Origin of the sequence: Pseudomonas oryzihabitans (assembly GCF_014522265.1) — a bacterium.
Lineage (GTDB): Bacteria > Pseudomonadota > Gammaproteobacteria > Pseudomonadales > Pseudomonadaceae > Chryseomonas > Chryseomonas aestiva.
In genome coordinates this window covers 3,488,847-3,504,737 of record NZ_CP017024.1, presented here as the reverse complement: position 1 = coordinate 3,504,737, position 15,891 = coordinate 3,488,847, and the positions used below count along the sequence as shown (strand labels likewise).

Annotated in this window: 15 protein-coding genes and 2 pseudogenes; 9 read left to right on the top strand and 8 right to left on the bottom strand. The window is 65.3% G+C overall.

The window, feature by feature from the left end; translation table 11 throughout:
- Position 1 precedes the first annotated feature (1 nt).
- The 5 genes from BGI51_RS16225 to apbC form a co-directional block, all read right to left on the bottom strand.
- Positions 2–898: a S66 peptidase family protein gene (locus BGI51_RS16225; protein WP_187978984.1), complete on the bottom strand. Its 897-nt coding sequence runs from the start codon at positions 896–898 to the stop codon at positions 2–4.
- Positions 895–1,698, bottom strand: a complete 804-nt coding sequence (locus tag BGI51_RS16220) for an MOSC domain-containing protein (protein ID WP_187978983.1) — start codon at positions 1,696–1,698, stop codon at positions 895–897. The genes BGI51_RS16225 and BGI51_RS16220 overlap by 4 nt, the downstream gene beginning before the upstream one ends.
- Positions 1,699–1,769: 71 nt before the next feature.
- Entirely contained in the window at positions 1,770–2,699 is a 930-nt protein-coding gene (locus tag BGI51_RS16215; RefSeq protein WP_187978982.1) for a chemotaxis protein CheV, read from the bottom strand.
- 116 nt (positions 2,700–2,815) lie between these two features.
- Positions 2,816–3,382: a dCTP deaminase gene (dcd, locus tag BGI51_RS16210; RefSeq protein ID WP_187978981.1), complete on the bottom strand. Its 567-nt coding sequence runs from the start codon at positions 3,380–3,382 to the stop codon at positions 2,816–2,818.
- Positions 3,383–3,463: 81 nt separating this feature from the next.
- Positions 3,464–4,558, bottom strand: coding sequence for an iron-sulfur cluster carrier protein ApbC (gene apbC, locus BGI51_RS16205; protein ID WP_158896505.1), 1,095 nt, complete (start codon positions 4,556–4,558; stop codon positions 3,464–3,466).
- A 122-nt stretch (positions 4,559–4,680) separates the two neighbouring features.
- Between apbC and BGI51_RS16200 the strand changes: the two genes are divergently transcribed.
- From BGI51_RS16200 to BGI51_RS16180, 5 genes and pseudogenes are all read left to right on the top strand, one after another.
- The gene (locus tag BGI51_RS16200) at positions 4,681–5,832 is read left to right on the top strand and encodes a M14 family metallopeptidase (RefSeq protein WP_187978980.1); all 1,152 of its coding nucleotides are present in this window, start codon (positions 4,681–4,683) and stop codon (positions 5,830–5,832) included.
- Positions 5,833–5,930: 98 nt separating this feature from the next.
- A complete protein-coding gene (gene metG, locus BGI51_RS16195; RefSeq protein WP_187978979.1) occupies positions 5,931–7,970 on the top strand; it encodes a methionine--tRNA ligase in 2,040 nt (679 codons plus the stop codon).
- 171 nt (positions 7,971–8,141) lie between these two features.
- Positions 8,142–9,137: pseudogene (locus BGI51_RS16190) on the top strand (RnfABCDGE type electron transport complex subunit B); the annotation flags it as partial.
- Positions 9,134–9,772, top strand: a complete 639-nt coding sequence (nth, locus tag BGI51_RS16185) for an endonuclease III (protein WP_187978977.1) — start codon at positions 9,134–9,136, stop codon at positions 9,770–9,772. The pseudogene BGI51_RS16190 and the gene nth, both read left to right, overlap by 4 nt.
- Before the next feature lie 141 nt (positions 9,773–9,913).
- On the top strand, positions 9,914–10,096 hold the full coding sequence (locus BGI51_RS16180; protein WP_064307213.1) for a PA3496 family putative envelope integrity protein: 183 nt from the start codon (positions 9,914–9,916) through the stop codon (positions 10,094–10,096).
- Positions 10,097–10,146: 50 nt separating this feature from the next.
- Here the strand turns inward: BGI51_RS16180 and BGI51_RS16175 are convergent, their stop codons facing one another.
- A complete protein-coding gene (locus BGI51_RS16175) occupies positions 10,147–11,364 on the bottom strand; it encodes an argininosuccinate synthase (protein WP_133859418.1) in 1,218 nt (405 codons plus the stop codon).
- Between the two features lie 117 nt (positions 11,365–11,481).
- Positions 11,482–12,432 (bottom strand): flagellar protein MotY, encoded by a 951-nt coding sequence (locus BGI51_RS16170; protein ID WP_187978976.1) that lies wholly within the window; start codon positions 12,430–12,432, stop codon positions 11,482–11,484.
- A 141-nt stretch (positions 12,433–12,573) separates the two neighbouring features.
- On the opposite strand from BGI51_RS16170, the gene pyrC reads away from it, so the two are divergent.
- From pyrC to bfr, 4 genes and pseudogenes are all read left to right on the top strand, one after another.
- On the top strand, positions 12,574–13,617 hold the full coding sequence (gene pyrC, locus BGI51_RS16165; protein ID WP_187978975.1) for a dihydroorotase: 1,044 nt from the start codon (positions 12,574–12,576) through the stop codon (positions 13,615–13,617).
- Between the two features lie 2 nt (positions 13,618–13,619).
- Positions 13,620–14,290: pseudogene (gene rnt, locus BGI51_RS16160) on the top strand (ribonuclease T).
- A gap of 110 nt (positions 14,291–14,400) precedes the next feature.
- Positions 14,401–14,616, top strand: coding sequence for a bacterioferritin-associated ferredoxin (locus BGI51_RS16155; RefSeq protein ID WP_007162750.1), 216 nt, complete (start codon positions 14,401–14,403; stop codon positions 14,614–14,616).
- A 190-nt stretch (positions 14,617–14,806) separates the two neighbouring features.
- A complete protein-coding gene (gene bfr / locus BGI51_RS16150; RefSeq protein ID WP_017640309.1) occupies positions 14,807–15,283 on the top strand; it encodes a bacterioferritin in 477 nt (158 codons plus the stop codon).
- Positions 15,284–15,343: 60 nt separating this feature from the next.
- Here bfr and grxD read toward each other — a convergent pair whose 3' ends face one another.
- A complete protein-coding gene (gene grxD / locus BGI51_RS16145; protein WP_017640308.1) occupies positions 15,344–15,670 on the bottom strand; it encodes a Grx4 family monothiol glutaredoxin in 327 nt (108 codons plus the stop codon).
- Positions 15,671–15,891: the final 221 nt, after the last annotated feature.

Genomic DNA, 15,891 nt, shown 5'->3' with positions numbered 1-15,891 from the left:
GTCAGGCCTGGAGCACCTGCAGGCGACCCGCCTCCAGACGCACGCGAGCGCCATAGGGCCAGGCCTGGTTTTCCGGGCCATGGCCGCTGGGCAGGCCGCGATAGAGGGCGATGCCACGCGGCGCCAGCCATTCGGCGAAGATTTCTTCCAGCGACTGCTCGACGTTACGCGGCGGGCAGTCGGTGAAGGTACCCAGGCAGACCGCGCCAATGCGGTGCTCGGTGAGGTTGCCGAGCAACTGGCAGAGGCTGCGCTCCAGTCGATAGTAGGGCTCGCCGACGTCTTCCAGCATGAGGATGGCGCCGTCGTGGGGACGCAGCGCCGCCGCGGTCCCGACCACGCTGGCCAGGGTGGTCAGGTTGCCGCCAATCAGTTCACCGGCGGGCACCTGGGCCGGACCGGCCAGGCGCTCCAGCTGCCAGGCCGGACGGCTGCCGGCGCACAGCTCCAGGACCGAGTCCAGCGAGCGGGTACGGGCCGCCTGGGTAGCCGGGTCCTCGTCACGACGCCCCCAATCCAGGGCGCCCGGGCCGTGAATGGCGGTGAGACCGCGGCGGTGAAAGGCCTCCAGCAGCACCGTCAGGTCGGAATAGCCGATCAGCGGCCGGCCCTTGCTGCTGGACAGCCGCGACCAGTCCAGCCAGGGCAGCAACTGCGCGGACCCGTAACCGCCGCGCAGGCACCAGACCGCATCCACGTCCGCCTGGCTGAAGGCCCAGTGCAGATCCGCGGCGCGCTCCTCGGCGGTACCGGCGAGATAACGATGGCGCCTGAGCGCCTGCTCGCCCAGGACCGCTTCGATGCCGGCGGCCTGCAGTTGCTTGATCGCCGCCGTAACCAGCGCTTCCTTGACCGCACCCGCCGGACTGACCAGCGCCACACGCCGCACGGGATTCATTCCAGCACCTCCACCGGCATGCCGGCTTCGAGGGTGCCGCGCCCCAGGGGGATGACGTTCATGCCGAACAGCATGCGATTGTCCTGGAAGCGATATTCGCGCAAGGCCGTGAGCGGCTGTCGATCCGGGTCCTTTTCGCCGGTCACCGGATCCTGGGTGATGACGATGCAGCGCGAGCAGGGACAGGCGACGGCGAAGTCCACCGCGCCGATGCGCAGGCGCTTCCAGCCGTCTTCGGCGTATGCGGGCGTACCCTCCACCACCAGATTCGGCCGGAAGCGCAGCATGTCCAGTGGCTTGCCTACCCGCGCCACCAGATTGGCCAGGGAGGCCTCGCTGGTCAGCAGCAAGGGGAAGCCGTCGGCGAAATGCACCTTCTGCCCCGGCTCGGCGAAATCGGTATTGATCTGGCGGGCATGGCTCTCGGCGATGTGCACCAGGCGGCAGCGGCGACCGAGGAAGTCGCTCAGCCAGGCATCCGCCGCAGCGGCGACCGGCGCCTGCAGGGTGTCGCGCCAGATGGTCACGCCGAGGTGTTCGGCGGTGGTATCCGGCACCGCCACGTCGAGCGGCGTCCGGCCCGGCGCGCTCAGGCGCAACCGATCGGCGGCCAGCCAGCGCGCCTCGATCTGATTCATCTGCGCCAGCTGGCGCAGCGTCAGGAAGCGACCGGTGTCGGCATCCACCACCATCCAGCGGCGGTCACCCACCAGGCCCAGGGCATCGATCTCGGCCTGGACGAGGGATTCCACGGCCGTCGACTTGACGGGATAACGATAGAGGGCACTGAGGTGCGACATGAGCGCGGCTTCCTGGCGGCGGACAAAGGCCGCCAGTGTAAGGGAGGCGCCGGAGCGGCGAAACCGCGAGGTCAGCCCTCGGCCAGCACCAGGCGGCGACGGACTTCCTCGACCAGCTGATCGGGCTGGAACTTGGAGAGGAAGGCGTTGCAGCCGACCTTCTTCACCATGGCTTCGTTGAAGCTGCCCGACAGCGAGGTGTGCAGCACCACATAGAGGTCGGCGAGCCGCGGATCCTGGCGGATCTCGGTGGTCAGGCGATAGCCGTCCATTTCCGGCATCTCGGCATCGGTCAGCACCATCAGCAGCTTTTCGGTCAGCACCACGCCATCATCGGCCCAGGCCTTGAGCTTGCGCAGGGCCTGCAGGCCATCGGTGGCGACGTGGAATTTCAGATCCAGTTGCACCAGGGTGTCGCGCAGCTGGCCGATGGCGGTGCTGGAGTCGTCCACCAGCAGCACCTCGCGACCGCGAGCCTTGGCCAGCAGCGGATCGTCCAGGCGTTCCTGGGAAACCTTGACGTTGTAGGGGGCGATCTCGGCCAGCACCTTTTCCACGTCGATCACCTCCACCAGGCGGTCTTCGATGCGGGTGATGGCGGTCAGATAGTGCTGGCGTCCGGCGCCACCGGGCGGGGCCTGGATGCTGTCCCAGTTGAGGTTGATGATGCGATCGACGCTGCCAACCAGGAAGGCCTGCACCGAGCGGTTGTACTCGGTGACGATGATGGTGCTGTTCTCGTTGGGCGTAATGGGTCGCATGCCGATGGCGGCGGCCAGGTCGATCACCGGCAGGGTCTGGCCACGCAGGTGGACCACGCCACAGATCATCGGATGGCGCTTGGGCATCTGGGTCAGGCGCGGCAGCTTGAGGACTTCCTGCACCTTGAACACGTTGATGGCGAACATCTGTCGGCTGGACAGCTGGAACATGAGAATTTCCAGACGATTCTCGCCAACCAGCTGGGTGCGTTGATCGACGGTGTCGAGAATGCCGGCCATGGAAAGTCCACTCCAAAGATAAGTCAGGTCACAGGCTATCGGCGGCAGCGGTCGATTCTTGAGGCCCGGAAACAGCGAAGCCGCCCAACAGGCGGCTTCGCTGGAACAGCTGCGGATCAGGCGCGTGGCAGGGTCACGCCACGCTGGCCCTGGTACTTGCCACCGCGATCCCTGTAGGAGACCTCGCAGGCCTCGTCGGACTGCAGGAACAGCATCTGCGCCACGCCCTCGTTGGCGTAGATCTTGGCCGGCAGGGTCGTGGTGTTGGAAAACTCCAGGGTCACGTGGCCTTCCCACTCGGGCTCCAGCGGGGTGACGTTGACGATGATGCCGCAACGGGCATAGGTGCTCTTGCCCAGGCAGATGGTCAGGACGTCGCGCGGGATGCGGAAGTATTCCACGGTGCGGGCCAGGGCGAAGGAGTTCGGCGGAATGATGCAGACGTCGCTGACCACGTCGACAAAGCTCTTGTCGTCGAAGTTCTTCGGGTCCACCACCGCCGAATGGATGTTGGTGAACACCTTGAATTCGTTGGCGCAGCGCACGTCGTAGCCGTAGCTGGACACCCCGTAGGAGATCACCCGGCTGTCGTCCGCACCACGCATCTGGCGCTCGACGAAGGGCTCGATCATGCCGTGCTCCTGGGCCATGCGGCGAATCCACTTGTCCGATTTGATGCTCATGGCAGGTCTAGCTCCGGGGCGAAAAAATTGACCGCGCATTGTATTGGATAGCCGCGCGGTCTCAAAGGCGAACGGACGAAATCAGTCGTCGCTCACGGTGATGGTGGGCATGCCGCCGCCAGCCTGGCCGCCCTGGGCGATGCGGGCGCCGACCTTGCGTGCCAGTTCCTGGTAGATCAGCGCGATCTGGCTGTCGGGATCGGCGATGGCGGTGGGCCGCCCGGCGTCGGCCTGCTCGCGGATGGCCATGGCGAGCGGCAAGGAAGCCAGGAGATCCACGCCGTACTGCTCGGCCAGCTTGCTACCGCCGCCTTCGCCGAACAGGTGCTCGGCGTGGCCGCAGTTGGAGCAGATGTGCACCGCCATGTTCTCCACCACCCCGAGCACCGGGATGTTGACCTTCTGGAACATCTCCACACCCTTCCTGGCGTCCAGCAGGGCCAGGTCCTGGGGCGTGGTGACGATCACCGCGCCGGCCACTGGCACCTTCTGCGCCAGGGTCAGCTGGATATCGCCGGTGCCCGGCGGCATGTCAATCACCAGGTAGTCAAGGTCGTTCCAGGCGGTCTGGGTGATCAGTTGGATCAGGGCGCCGGAGACCATCGGGCCACGCCAGGCCACCGGGGTCTTGTCATTGGTCAGGAAGGCCATGGACATGACCTCGACACCATGGGCCTGCAGCGGGATGAACCACTTCTCGTCGCGCACCTCGGGCCGGGTGCCCTCGGCGAAACCGAACATGATGCCCTGGCTGGGGCCATAGATGTCGGCGTCCAGCACGCCGACCCGGGCCCCTTCGCGGGCCAGCGCCAGGGCCAGGTTGGCGGCGGTGGTGGACTTGCCCACCCCGCCCTTGCCCGAGGCCACGGCAATGATGTTCTTGACGTTGCCCATGGCCTCCAGCTGCGGCTGGGCGGCGTGAGGCGCGATGATGCAATCGACCTGGATCTCGGCGGTCTCGACCCCGGGCACGTTCTCCAACGCGGTCTTGAGCACCTGGGCCAGGCCACCCTTGAACAGTCCGGCGGCATAGCCCAGCTCGAAGCGGGCGCGCACCCTGCCACCGTCCAGCGCGAGGTCGCGCAGGGCGCCGGCGCTGAGCAGGTCCTGTTCGAGATAGGGATCGTGATACTGGCGCAGCGCGGCCTCGATGGCCTCGCGAGTCGGAGCGGTCATGCAGACTCCCGGAAACAGCGGATAGGAAAGAGAAGCTGCAGCCTATGCTACCCACTGTCCTTGCTAAAGCCTATCCACGCGGCGCTACACTCCCGGCTTTCCCCTCGCCCGTGGAGCCCTGCGTGAACGCCTCTTCCCTGCACATCAGTTCCACCTTCGACAGCGGCGCCGTCGAGGTGCTGTCCCTGGCCGATCACGCGGACATCCGCCTGCGCATCCGCCCGGACACCGCCTCGCCCTTCACCCAGTGGTTCCATTTCCGCCTCGAAGGCGCCGGGGGCCTGCCCTGCCAGCTGAGCTTCGACAACGCCGGCGAGTGCGCCTACCCAGAGGGCTGGCGCGACTATGGCGTGGTTGCCAGCTATTGCGGCCAGCAGTGGTTCCGCATTCCCACCCGCTACGACGGCAAGACCCTGAGCTGGACCGTTACCCCGGAACACGACAGCCTGTTCTTCGCCTATTTCGAACCCTATCCGGAGAGCCGTCACCTGGCTTTCATGGGCGAGGCGCAACGCCATCCCGCCGTCCGTCTGGAAACCGTCGGCCGTTCGCTGCTGGGACGTTCGCTGGACCTGCTGCGCATCGGCACGCCGGGCGCCGGCAAGAAGAACATCTGGATCATCGCCCGCCAGCACCCCGGCGAGCCCATGGCCGAGTGGTTTGTCGAAGGCCTGCTGCGCCGCCTGCTCGGCCTGGGCGAACACCAGGGCGACCCGGTCGGTGCCAAGCTGCTGGAGCACGCGGTACTGCACGTGGTGCCCAACATGAATCCCGACGGCTCGGCCCTGGGCAACCTGAGAACCAACGCGGCCGGTGCCAACCTCAACCGGGAATGGCTGGAGCCGGACGAGGGGCGCAGTCCCGAGGTGCTGGCGGTACGCCGTGCCATCGCCGCGAGCGGCTGCGACCTGTTTCTCGACATCCACGGCGACGAGGCCCTGCCCTATGTCTTCGTCGACGGCTGCAACGGTCTGCCCACCTTCGGCGAGCGCGAGGAAGCCGAGCAGCTGGCCTTCCTGCAGCGGTTCCAGCGCGCCAGCCCGGATTTCCAGACCCAGTACGGCTATCCCCGCGGTCATTTCGGCAGCGAGACCCTCAAGCTCGCCACCAAGTACGTCGGCTATACCCATGGCTGCCTGGCCCTGACCCTGGAGCTGCCATTCAAGGACAACGCCAACGATCCCCGCCCGGACGTCGGCTGGAACGGTGCCCGCAGCGCCGCCCTGGGTGCGGCCATGGTCAGCGCTCTTTACTGGCAACTGGCCGATCTCTAGGCCAGCTCCAGTCCCCGCCCATCCCCACGGATGAAACCGACCGGCCATTTCGCTATGATGGTCGGTCACTTTATCAGCGCCGCGATCCAGCCAATACCATGACCGAGCCCCGCAAGATTCTCGTCACCAGCGCCCTGCCCTACGCCAACGGCTCCATCCACCTCGGCCACATGGTCGAGTACATCCAGACCGACATCTGGGCCCGCTTCCAGCGGCTGCGCGGCAACCAGTGCATCTATGTCTGCGCCGACGACGCCCACGGCTCGGCGATCATGCTGCGCGCCGAGCGCGAGGGCATCACGCCCGAGCAGCTGATCGACAACGTCAAACGCGAGCACAGCGCCGACTTCGCCGACTTCGGCGTGGCCTTCGACAACTTCCACTCCACCCACGCGGAAGAGAATCGCGAGCTGTCGCGCGCCATCTACCTGAAGCTGCGCGAGAACGGCCACATCGCCACCCGGCCGGTCACCCAGTACTTCGACCCGGACAAGCAGATGTTCCTGGCCGACCGCTTCATCAAGGGCACCTGCCCCAAGTGCGGCAGCGCCGACCAGTACGGCGACAACTGCGAGAAGTGCGGCGCCACCTACGCGCCCACCGAACTGAAGGATCCCAAGTCGGCCATCTCTGGCGCGACCCCGGTGCTGCGCGAATCCGAGCACTTCTTCTTCAAGCTTCCCGACTTCGCCGAGATGCTCAAGGGCTGGACCCGCAGCGGCGCCCTGCAGGAATCGGTGGCCAACAAGATCGCCGAATGGCTGGACGCCGGGCTGCAGGAATGGGACATCTCCCGCGATGCGCCCTACTTCGGCTTCGAGATCCCCGACGCCCCGGGCAAGTATTTCTATGTCTGGCTGGACGCCCCCATCGGCTACATGGCCAGCTTCAAGAATCTCTGCGATCGTCGCGACGACCTGGACTTCGACGCCTACTGGAACAAGGACAGCACCGCCGAGCTGTACCACTTCATCGGCAAGGACATCGTCAACTTCCATGCGCTGTTCTGGCCGGCCATGCTCGAAGGCGCCGGCTACCGCAAGCCGACCGCGCTGAGCGTCCACGGCTTCCTCACCGTCGACGGCCAGAAGATGTCCAAGTCCCGCGGCACCTTCATCAAGGCGCGCACCTACCTGGATCACCTGAATCCCGAGTACCTGCGCTACTACTTCGCCGCCAAGCTCTCGCGCCATGTCGAAGACATCGACCTGAACCTCGAGGACTTCGTGCAGAAGGTCAACTCCGACCTGGTGGGCAAGGTGGTCAACATCGCCAGCCGCTGCGCCGGCTTCATCCACAAGGGTAATGCCGGTCTGCTGGTGGACGCCCAGGCCGCGCCCGAATTGGAAGCCGCCTTCCGCGCCGCCGCGCCGAGCATCGCCGAGGCCTACGAGACCCGTGACTTCGGCCGTGCCATGCGCGAGATCATGGCCCTGGCCGACCGCGCCAACGCCTGGATCGCCGACCGGGCGCCCTGGAGTCTGGCCAAGCAGGACGGCAAGGCCGACGAGGTCCAGGCCATCTGCGCCCAGGGCATCGAATTGTTCCGTCAGCTGGCGATCCTGCTCAAGCCGGTACTGCCCAACCTAACCGCCGACGCCGAGCGCTTCCTCAACGTCGCCCCCCTGACCTGGGCCGACCTCGACACGCGCCTGGCCAACCACCAGCTCAATGCCTTCCAGCCCCTGCTCACCCGCATCGAACCCGCCAAGGTGCAGACCATGATCGACGCCTCCAAGGAAGACCTGGCCGCCCAGGCCACAGCCCAGCCCGCCGGCAATGGCGAACTGAGCAAGGCCCCGCTGGCCGAGACCATCGACTTCGATACCTTCTCCAAGGTCGATCTGCGCATCGCCCTGATCGAGAAGGCCGAATTCGTCGAAGGCGCCGACAAGTTGCTGCGCCTGACCCTGGACATCGGCGATGCCAAGCGCAACGTCTTCTCCGGCATCAAGAGCGCCTACCCGGAGCCGAGCCAGCTCGAAGGCCGCCTGACCCTGTACGTCGCCAACCTGGCGCCACGCAAGATGAAGTTCGGCGTCTCCGAAGGCATGGTGCTGGCCGCCGGCCCCGGCGGTACCGAGATCCACCTGCTCAGCCCCGACAGCGGCGCCAAGCCCGGCCAGCGGGTGATGTGACAGCAACGGCGCCGAGAGCCTGCTCAAAGGCGAGCGAGCTAGCGACAAACAAGGCGAACATGGCTGAGGAAGCGGAGTTTACAAAGCGTAAATGAGCATTCCGAAGCCATTTTCAACGCAGTTTGGCCGACGCGCAGCCGACTTTGAGCAGGCTCTCAGGGCGCCGTTCTTCCCCCAGCCCCGACCCTAATCATGAACGCTCACGCCACCCTCATTAACGCCATCGACGCCCTGCTGCCGCAGACCCAGTGCGGCAAGTGCGGCCACCCCGGTTGCCAGCCCTATGCGGCGGGCATCGCCGCAGGTGAAGCGCACAACAAATGCCCGCCTGGTGGCGCGGCCACCATCCTCGAACTCTCGACCCTGCTCCAGCGCCCGCCGCTGCCCCTGGATTCGCCCTATCCGGTGACGCCCAACCAGCGCGCGGTGATCCGCGAGGCCGAGTGCATCGGCTGTACCAAGTGCATCCAGGCCTGCCCCACCGACGCCATTCTCGGCGCGGCCAAGCTGATGCACACGGTGATCGAGAGCGAATGCAGCGGTTGCGAGCTGTGCCTGGCGCCCTGCCCGGTGGACTGCATCGATCTGGTGGCGGTCCCGGCACCGGTTGACCGCACGGCAGAGCGTCAGCGTGCGCAGTACTATCGACGCCGCTTCGATGCCCGCCAGTCCCGCCTGCAACGGGACCGCGAACGACTGGACGCCGAGCGCCAGCGCCGTCAGGTGCCACCTGCGACCGCCACGGCTGCAGAGCCCCTCGCCACGGCGGAATCCTCACTCAAGCCGCTGAAGATCGCTGCCGCCATGGCGCGTGTCGCCCTGCAGAAGGCCGAGCGGCAATTGGTCCAGTACGGTACGCCCGCGTTGGAAACCCAGGTGCAGCAGTTGCGTGAAGCGGCCCAGCAGGCGCAGACGGCCCTCGACAGGGCGCAGCAGGGGCCCGCCAGCGCCAGTGCGCCGGCCCTGGCGCAGCCGTCCGCCGACCCCGCTGCGCTCAGGCAGGCGCGGATCGCTGCCACCCTGGCACGCGCCCAGCTGACCAAGGCCGAGCGGGCCTTCGGTAGCGAGCCCACACCCCCGCAGAGCGCCCAGCTGGAAACCCTGCGCAGCGCCGCTCAGCAGGCGGCTCACCACCTCACGGCCTTGGAAGAGCGAACCGACCGATGAATGCCGCCAAACGCCTGGAGATCTTTCGCCGGCTGCACGAGGACAACCCCGATCCCAAGACGGAATTGGCCTACGCCTCGCCGTTCGAGCTGCTGATCGCGGTGATCCTCTCGGCCCAGGCCACCGACGTCAGCGTCAACAAGGCCACCGCCCGCCTCTATCCGGTGGCCAGCACGCCCCAGGCCATCCTGGACCTGGGCGTGGCGGGATTGTCGGAGTACATCAAGACCATCGGGCTCTACAACAGCAAGGCCAAGAACGTCATCGAGACCTGCCGGCTGCTGCTGGAACGCCATGGCGGTGCGGTGCCCGAGACCCGCGAGGAACTGGAGGCCCTGCCTGGCGTGGGCCGCAAGACCGCCAACGTGGTGCTCAACACCGCCTTCCGCCAGCTCGCCATGGCGGTGGACACCCATATCTTCCGCGTCAGCAACAGAACCAACCTGGCGCCAGGCAAGAACGTGGTGGAGGTCGAGCTCAAGCTGCTCAAGGTGGTGCCAAAGGATTTCCTGCTGGATGCCCACCACTGGCTGATCCTGCATGGCCGCTATGTCTGCCAGGCGCGCAAGCCCCGCTGCGGCAGCTGCCGCATCGAGGATCTCTGCGAATACAAGGCTAAAACCTCTGACGATTGAAAAAGGGCGCACCAAAGCCCTTTGGCGATTGAAAAAATCTTTTTTACCGGCCCCTGCTTTGTCGCTATAAGGTGCGCGAAAAGGTCCGCAGCCCCGTCGATGACTGGCGTGTGACCCTGTCCAGCCTTGCCGGAGTTACCCATGGCCGAAGACAAAAGCGACATCGATGTAGACGAGGATTTCGAGACCGATGGCGAGACGCCTGAAACCGTCGAGCCCATCGTCATCAGCAAGACCAATCTGACCAAGCGGCGTCTGATCGACGACATGCTCGAAGAGCGTCGCCTGAAGCGGCAGATCTCCGAGTACGACTTCGATCTGTAGCCCATGAAAAACCCCAGCCGAGGCTGGGGTTTTGCGTTGCGCGGCGACCCTTACAGCAGGGTACGACCCTTGCCAGCAGCGATGCGCATGCGCAGGGCGTTGAGCTTGATGAAGCCCGCCGCGTCGGCCTGGTTGTAGGCGCCGCCGTCTTCTTCGAAGGTGGCGATGTTGGCATCGAACAGAGACTCGTCGGACTTGCGGCCGACAACGATGACGTTGCCCTTGTACAGCTTCAGGCGTACCACGCCGTTCACGCTGGCCTGGGAGGCGTCGATCATCTTCTGCAGCATCAGCCGCTCGGGGCTCCACCAGTAGCCGGTGTAGATCAGGCTGGCGTACTTGGGCATCAGCTCGTCCTTGAGGTGAGCCACCTCGCGGTCGAGGGTGATGGACTCGATGGCGCGGTGGGCCTTGAGCATGATGGTGCCGCCAGGCGTCTCGTAGCAGCCACGGGACTTCATGCCGACGTAGCGGTTCTCGACGATGTCCAGGCGACCGATGCCGTTCTCGCCGCCGATGCGGTTCAGTTCGGCCAGCACGGTGGCCGGGCTCAGCTCCTGGCCGTCGATGGCGACGATGTCACCATTGCGGTAGGTCAGCTCGAGGTAGGTCGGGGTGTCCGGCGCGGCTTCCGGAGACTTGGTCCAGCGCCACATGTCTTCTTCGTGCTCGGTCCAGGTGTCTTCCAGCACGCCGCCCTCGTAGGAGATGTGCAGCAGGTTGGCGTCCATGGAGTACGGCGACTTCTTCTTGCCGTGGCGCTCGATCGGGATCTGGTGCTTTTCGGCGTAGTCCATCAGCTTCTCGCGGGACAGCAGGTCCCACTCGCGCCAGGGTGCGATCACCTTGACGCCCGGCTTGAGCGCATAGGCGCCCAGCTCGAAACGCACCTGGTCGTTGCCCTTGCCGGTGGCGCCGTGGGAGATGGCGTCGGCGCCGGTCTCGTTGGCGATCTCGATCAGGCGCTTGGCGATCAGCGGACGGGCAATGGAGGTACCCAGCAGGTACTCGCCTTCGTAGACGGTGTTGGCACGGAACATCGGGTAGACGAAATCGCGGACGAACTCTTCGCGCAGGTCGTCGATGTAGATTTCCTTGACGCCCATGGCCTTGGCCTTGGCGCGTGCCGGTTCGACTTCCTCGCCCTGGCCGAGGTCAGCGGTGAAGGTCACCACTTCGCAGTTATAGGTATCCTGCAGCCACTTGAGGATCACCGAGGTGTCCAGGCCGCCGGAATACGCCAGGACTACCTTCTTCACATCCGCCATGCCGTTCGCTCCCGTGTGTTGCGTTGAGTCGGAAAGCGACAATTCTACTGGTCGCCTCGCTGCTTTTACAGGGGCGCGACGCACTCTGATGTCTGGGCGACATGCGGTCGGGGCGGATCAGCCCTTGGGCTTGGCCGGCGGTGCCGGGGTGGGCGCCGGCGGTTCGGCCGGATTGGCCGCGGTGCTGGAGGTCGGCGCAGCCAGGGGCTCGGCGCTCGGCGACACCCGCGAGAACACCAGGGTCACCCGGCGATTGAGCGCGCGATTGGCCTTGCTGCTGTTGGGCGCCAAGGGGTACTGCTCGCCAAAGAAGCGCAATTCGATCTGCTCCGCGGCGAAGCCCTTGCTCTTGAGGTACTCCATCACCGCGATGGCACGCAGCCGGGACTCCTGGCGATTGTCCAGGCGCGTGCCCTGGTTGTCGCTGTAGCCCGAGACGATGACGTGATTGACCGTCGGATCGGCGTTCAGGTACTCGTCGATGAGATCGAGCTTGGCCTTGGCCAGATCGTCCAGGGCATCCCCGCCGCCCGGAAAATTGACCTGGGAATGGCGGATCTGCTCGAAATTGACCGCCAGCAGCTTCTGGGTACAGGCCTGGAACTGCTGGTAGGCCGGTTCGAAGCGCACCGGCAGCAGCCGGACCTCGACGCGGTCGTCCAGGGCGCCCGCGCGACTGACCTGGGGCATGCGCCCTTCCATCAACCCCGCCAGCAGCCGCTGCGCCTGCTGTGCGCTGGTGGCCAGCGCCTGCTCGCCCTCGACGACCTTGACCGAGCCGAGGCTGATATCGCCCAGCCCCGGCTTCCAGGGCACCGCCGCCGCTTTCAGACTGGCACTGCCCGCCGGCAGCCATTGGCCATTGGGCCGTAGCTCGAACACCGTGGACTCGCCCGCGCGGCGCAGGAAGCCACCGCTGCCGAAGCGGGGAATGGGCTGCAGCAGGCGACAGGCGAAGACATCGCCCTCGACCTTCCATTCCACGCTTTCGAGCCGGCTCTGGAAGGTCATCCCCCAGGCCGGCACGGCAAGCAGCAGAGAGGACAGGAAGAGGTAACGCGAGCGCACGTCGGACTCCGGAAAGTAAAAGTACCTGGGCTTCTTATCGGTCGAAGGCGCGGAAAACTTGAGTACGGTCCCGCCGCACGGATGCCGGCTACCCCCTTTTCCGGTAGCATTTCCCCACTTTCCCGCAGCCTGGAATCCCGCATGACCGACCGGATCACCCTTGCCCGTCCCGATGACTGGCACATTCACCTGCGCGACGGCGCCGCCCTGCCGCAGACCGTCGCCGACGCTGCCCGGGAATTCGGTCGCGCCATCGTCATGCCCAACCTGGTGCCACCGGTGCGCAATGCCGAGCAGGCCGCCGCCTACCGCGCGCGTATCCTGGCCGCGCGCCCGGCCGGCAGCCGCTTCGAACCGCTGATGGTGCTCTATCTCACCGATCGCACCAGCCCGGAAGAGGTCCGCAGCGCCAAGGCCAGCGGCTTCGTGCACGCCGCCAAGCTCTATCCGGCCGGCGCCACCACCAATTCCGATTCCGGCGTTACCTCGCTGGACAACCTCTTCCCGACGCTGGAAACCATGGCCGAGATCGGCCTGCCGCTGCTGGTGCACGGCGAGGTCACCCATGCCGAGGTGGATGTCTTCGACCGCGAGAAGAAATTCATCGACGAGCACCTGGTGCGTATCGTCCAGCGCTTCCCGACGCTGAAGGTGGTGTTCGAGCACATCACCACCGGTGACGCCGCTGCCTTCGTCCGCGAGGCCCCGGCCAACGTCGGTGCCACCATCACCGTCCACCACCTGCTGTACAACCGCAACCACATGCTGGTGGGCGGGATCCGGCCGCATTTCTATTGCCTGCCGATCCTCAAGCGCAACACCCACCAGAGCGCCCTGCTGGACGCCGCCACCAGCGGCAATCCCAAGTTCTTCCTTGGCACCGATTCGGCACCCCATGCCCGCCACGCCAAGGAAGCGGCCTGCGGCTGCGCCGGCTGCTACACCGCCTATGGCGCCCTGGAGCTCTATGCCGAGGCCTTCGAGAGCCGCAATGCCCTCGACCGCCTGGAAGGCTTCGCCAGCCATTTCGGGGCCGATTTCTACGGCCTGCCGCGCAATAGCGAGACCGTCACCCTGGTCCGCGAGGACTGGCAGGCCCCCGCCTCCCTGCCCTTCGGTGACCACGAGGTGATTCCGCTGCGCGCCGGCGAGACGCTGCGCTGGCGTCTGGAGGTGGGCGCATGAGCATGGACGAGACCTTCAGCGACGAACTGGACGCCAGCCAGCCGATGTCCGACTCGCGCATCCCCATGGCGCGCCGCTTTCGCGGCTACCTGCCGGTGGTGGTGGATGTCGAGACCGGTGGCTTCAATGCCGCCACCGATGCCCTGCTGGAAATCGCCGCCACCACGGTGGCCATGGACGAGGACGGGGTGCTCTATCCGGACCACACCTACTTCTTCCGCGTCGAACCCTTCGCCGGCGCCAATATCGAGCCGGCGGCGCTGGAGTTCACCGGCATCAAGCTCGACCATCCGCTGCGCATGGCGGTGGGCGAAGAGCAGGCGCTCAGCGAGATCTTCAAGGGCGTGCGCAAGTCGCTCAAGGCCAACGGCTGCAAGAGAGCCATCCTGGTCGGCCACAACAGCAGCTTCGACCTGGGCTTCCTCAATGCCGCGGTGCTGCGCTGCGGCCTGAAGCGCAATCCCTTCCATCCCTTCTCCAGCTTCGATACCGCCACCCTGGCCGGTCTGGCCTACGGTCAGACGGTGCTGGCCAAGGCCTGCCAGGCCGCCGGTATCGAATTCGATAACCGCGAAGCCCACTCGGCCCGCTACGACACCGAGAAGACCGCCGAGCTGTTCTGCGGCATCGTCAATCGCTGGCGGGGATGGGCGGCTGGGTCGATCTCGACTGACCGTCCGTCGCCCAGCCTGCCGTTAATGAGATTTTGCCGCCTACAACTTTGACAATCATTCTCATTGTCATTAGCTTTGCCGGCACCTCCACTCATACAGCAGGCGATCCATGTACGTGTGTCTTTGCCGTGGCGTGACCGACAAGCAGATTCGTGAAGCCATCTACGAGGGCTGCTGCAGTTATCGCGAAGTTCGGGAAAGCACCGGTTGCGCCACCCAGTGCGGCAAGTGCGCCTGCCTCGCCAAGCAGGTGGTCAAGGAAACCCTTGGCGAACTGCATGGTGCCCAGCAGCTCGCCTATGCGCTGGACGTGCCGCGCGCCTGAGCGACAGTTGCACGAAAAGCCGGACCTTGCGTCCGGCTTTTTTATTGTCTAATCAAACGCTTACGGAAAGGATGGAAAAGCTTTCGATTACCGTTCGATTTTCGTCGATTTTTCAACAACTTAAGCTTTTGACAAAGGGCCCTCCCACGCTCAGACTGCCGGCAATCCCACCCGATTTGCAGGTCCGGCCATGAAAGGCGATATCACCGTCATCCAGCATTTGAACAAGATCCTCGGCAACGAACTGGTGGCCATCAACCAGTATTTCCTGCACTCGCGGATGTACAACGACTGGGGTATCCGCAAGCTGGGTCATCACGAGTACAAGGAATCCATCGACGAGATGAAGCACGCCGATCGCCTGATCGAGCGCATCCTGTTCCTGGAAGGCCTGCCCAACCTGCAGGACCTGGGCAAGCTGATGATCGGCGAGAACACCCAGGAGATGATCCAGTGCGACCTGCGCCTGGAAATCAGCGCCGTGGCCGACCTGCGTGAAGCCATCACCTACTGCGAGAGCGTCCGGGACTATGTGAGTCGCGACATGCTCAAGAGCATTCTCGAATCCGAGGAAGAACATATCGACTGGCTGGAGACCCAGCTGAGCCTCATCGCCAGCGTCGGGATCGAGAACTACATCCAGTCGCAGATGCACGACGACGATTGATCGGGCAGCCGCCCATAAAAAAAGCCCGCACGCTGCGGGCTTTTTTCATGGGCCAGGGACTCAGGCGTCCTTGGTTTCCACGGCCTGCTTGATCAGGGTCTGCAACTCGCCCTTCTCATAAAGCTCGGCCAGGATATCGCTGCCGCCGACCAGCTCACCGCCGACCCACAGCTGGGGGAAGGTCGGCCAGTTGGCGTACTTGGGCAGGTTGGCGCGGATTTCCGGATTCTGCAGGATGTCGACATAGGCGAATTTTTCGCCACAGGCCATCAGCACCTGAGCGGCGCGGGAAGAGAAGCCGCACTGAGGCGCGTTCGGCGAACCCTTCATGTAGAGCAGCACGGGATTGTTGGCAATCTGGTCTTTGATGGTATCGATGATTTCCACGATGCACCTCGCTAATACGGTGGGACGATTGTAACGGAAAGGCCGGTGGAACGCCGGGATTTCCGCGACGTCCAGCCCATGACAGGCGCGGCTCGACCTGCAAATCGACCACGCTCCGGCACCACCGTTCGCCGCCATGACCACGATCCGGCGCGCCGCCGAGCAAACTTTGCGGACGCGGCCGTGGTCAGGTTAAGGGTAGGCGCCGCTCGGTAAGCCTG

Coding starts and splice junctions, on each gene's coding strand:
- BGI51_RS16225 (WP_187978984.1), bottom strand. CDS start 898: ATGAATCCCGTGCGGCGTGTGGCGCTGGTCAGTCCGGCGGGTGCGGTC.
- BGI51_RS16220 (WP_187978983.1), bottom strand. CDS start 1,698: ATGTCGCACCTCAGTGCCCTCTATCGTTATCCCGTCAAGTCGACGGCC.
- BGI51_RS16215 (WP_187978982.1), bottom strand. CDS start 2,699: ATGGCCGGCATTCTCGACACCGTCGATCAACGCACCCAGCTGGTTGGC.
- dcd (WP_187978981.1), bottom strand. CDS start 3,382: ATGAGCATCAAATCGGACAAGTGGATTCGCCGCATGGCCCAGGAGCAC.
- apbC (WP_158896505.1), bottom strand. CDS start 4,558: ATGACCGCTCCGACTCGCGAGGCCATCGAGGCCGCGCTGCGCCAGTAT.
- metG (WP_187978979.1), top strand. CDS start 5,931: ATGACCGAGCCCCGCAAGATTCTCGTCACCAGCGCCCTGCCCTACGCC.
- nth (WP_187978977.1), top strand. CDS start 9,134: ATGAATGCCGCCAAACGCCTGGAGATCTTTCGCCGGCTGCACGAGGAC.
- BGI51_RS16180 (WP_064307213.1), top strand. CDS start 9,914: ATGGCCGAAGACAAAAGCGACATCGATGTAGACGAGGATTTCGAGACC.
- BGI51_RS16175 (WP_133859418.1), bottom strand. CDS start 11,364: ATGGCGGATGTGAAGAAGGTAGTCCTGGCGTATTCCGGCGGCCTGGAC.
- pyrC (WP_187978975.1), top strand. CDS start 12,574: ATGACCGACCGGATCACCCTTGCCCGTCCCGATGACTGGCACATTCAC.
- BGI51_RS16155 (WP_007162750.1), top strand. CDS start 14,401: ATGTACGTGTGTCTTTGCCGTGGCGTGACCGACAAGCAGATTCGTGAA.
- bfr (WP_017640309.1), top strand. CDS start 14,807: ATGAAAGGCGATATCACCGTCATCCAGCATTTGAACAAGATCCTCGGC.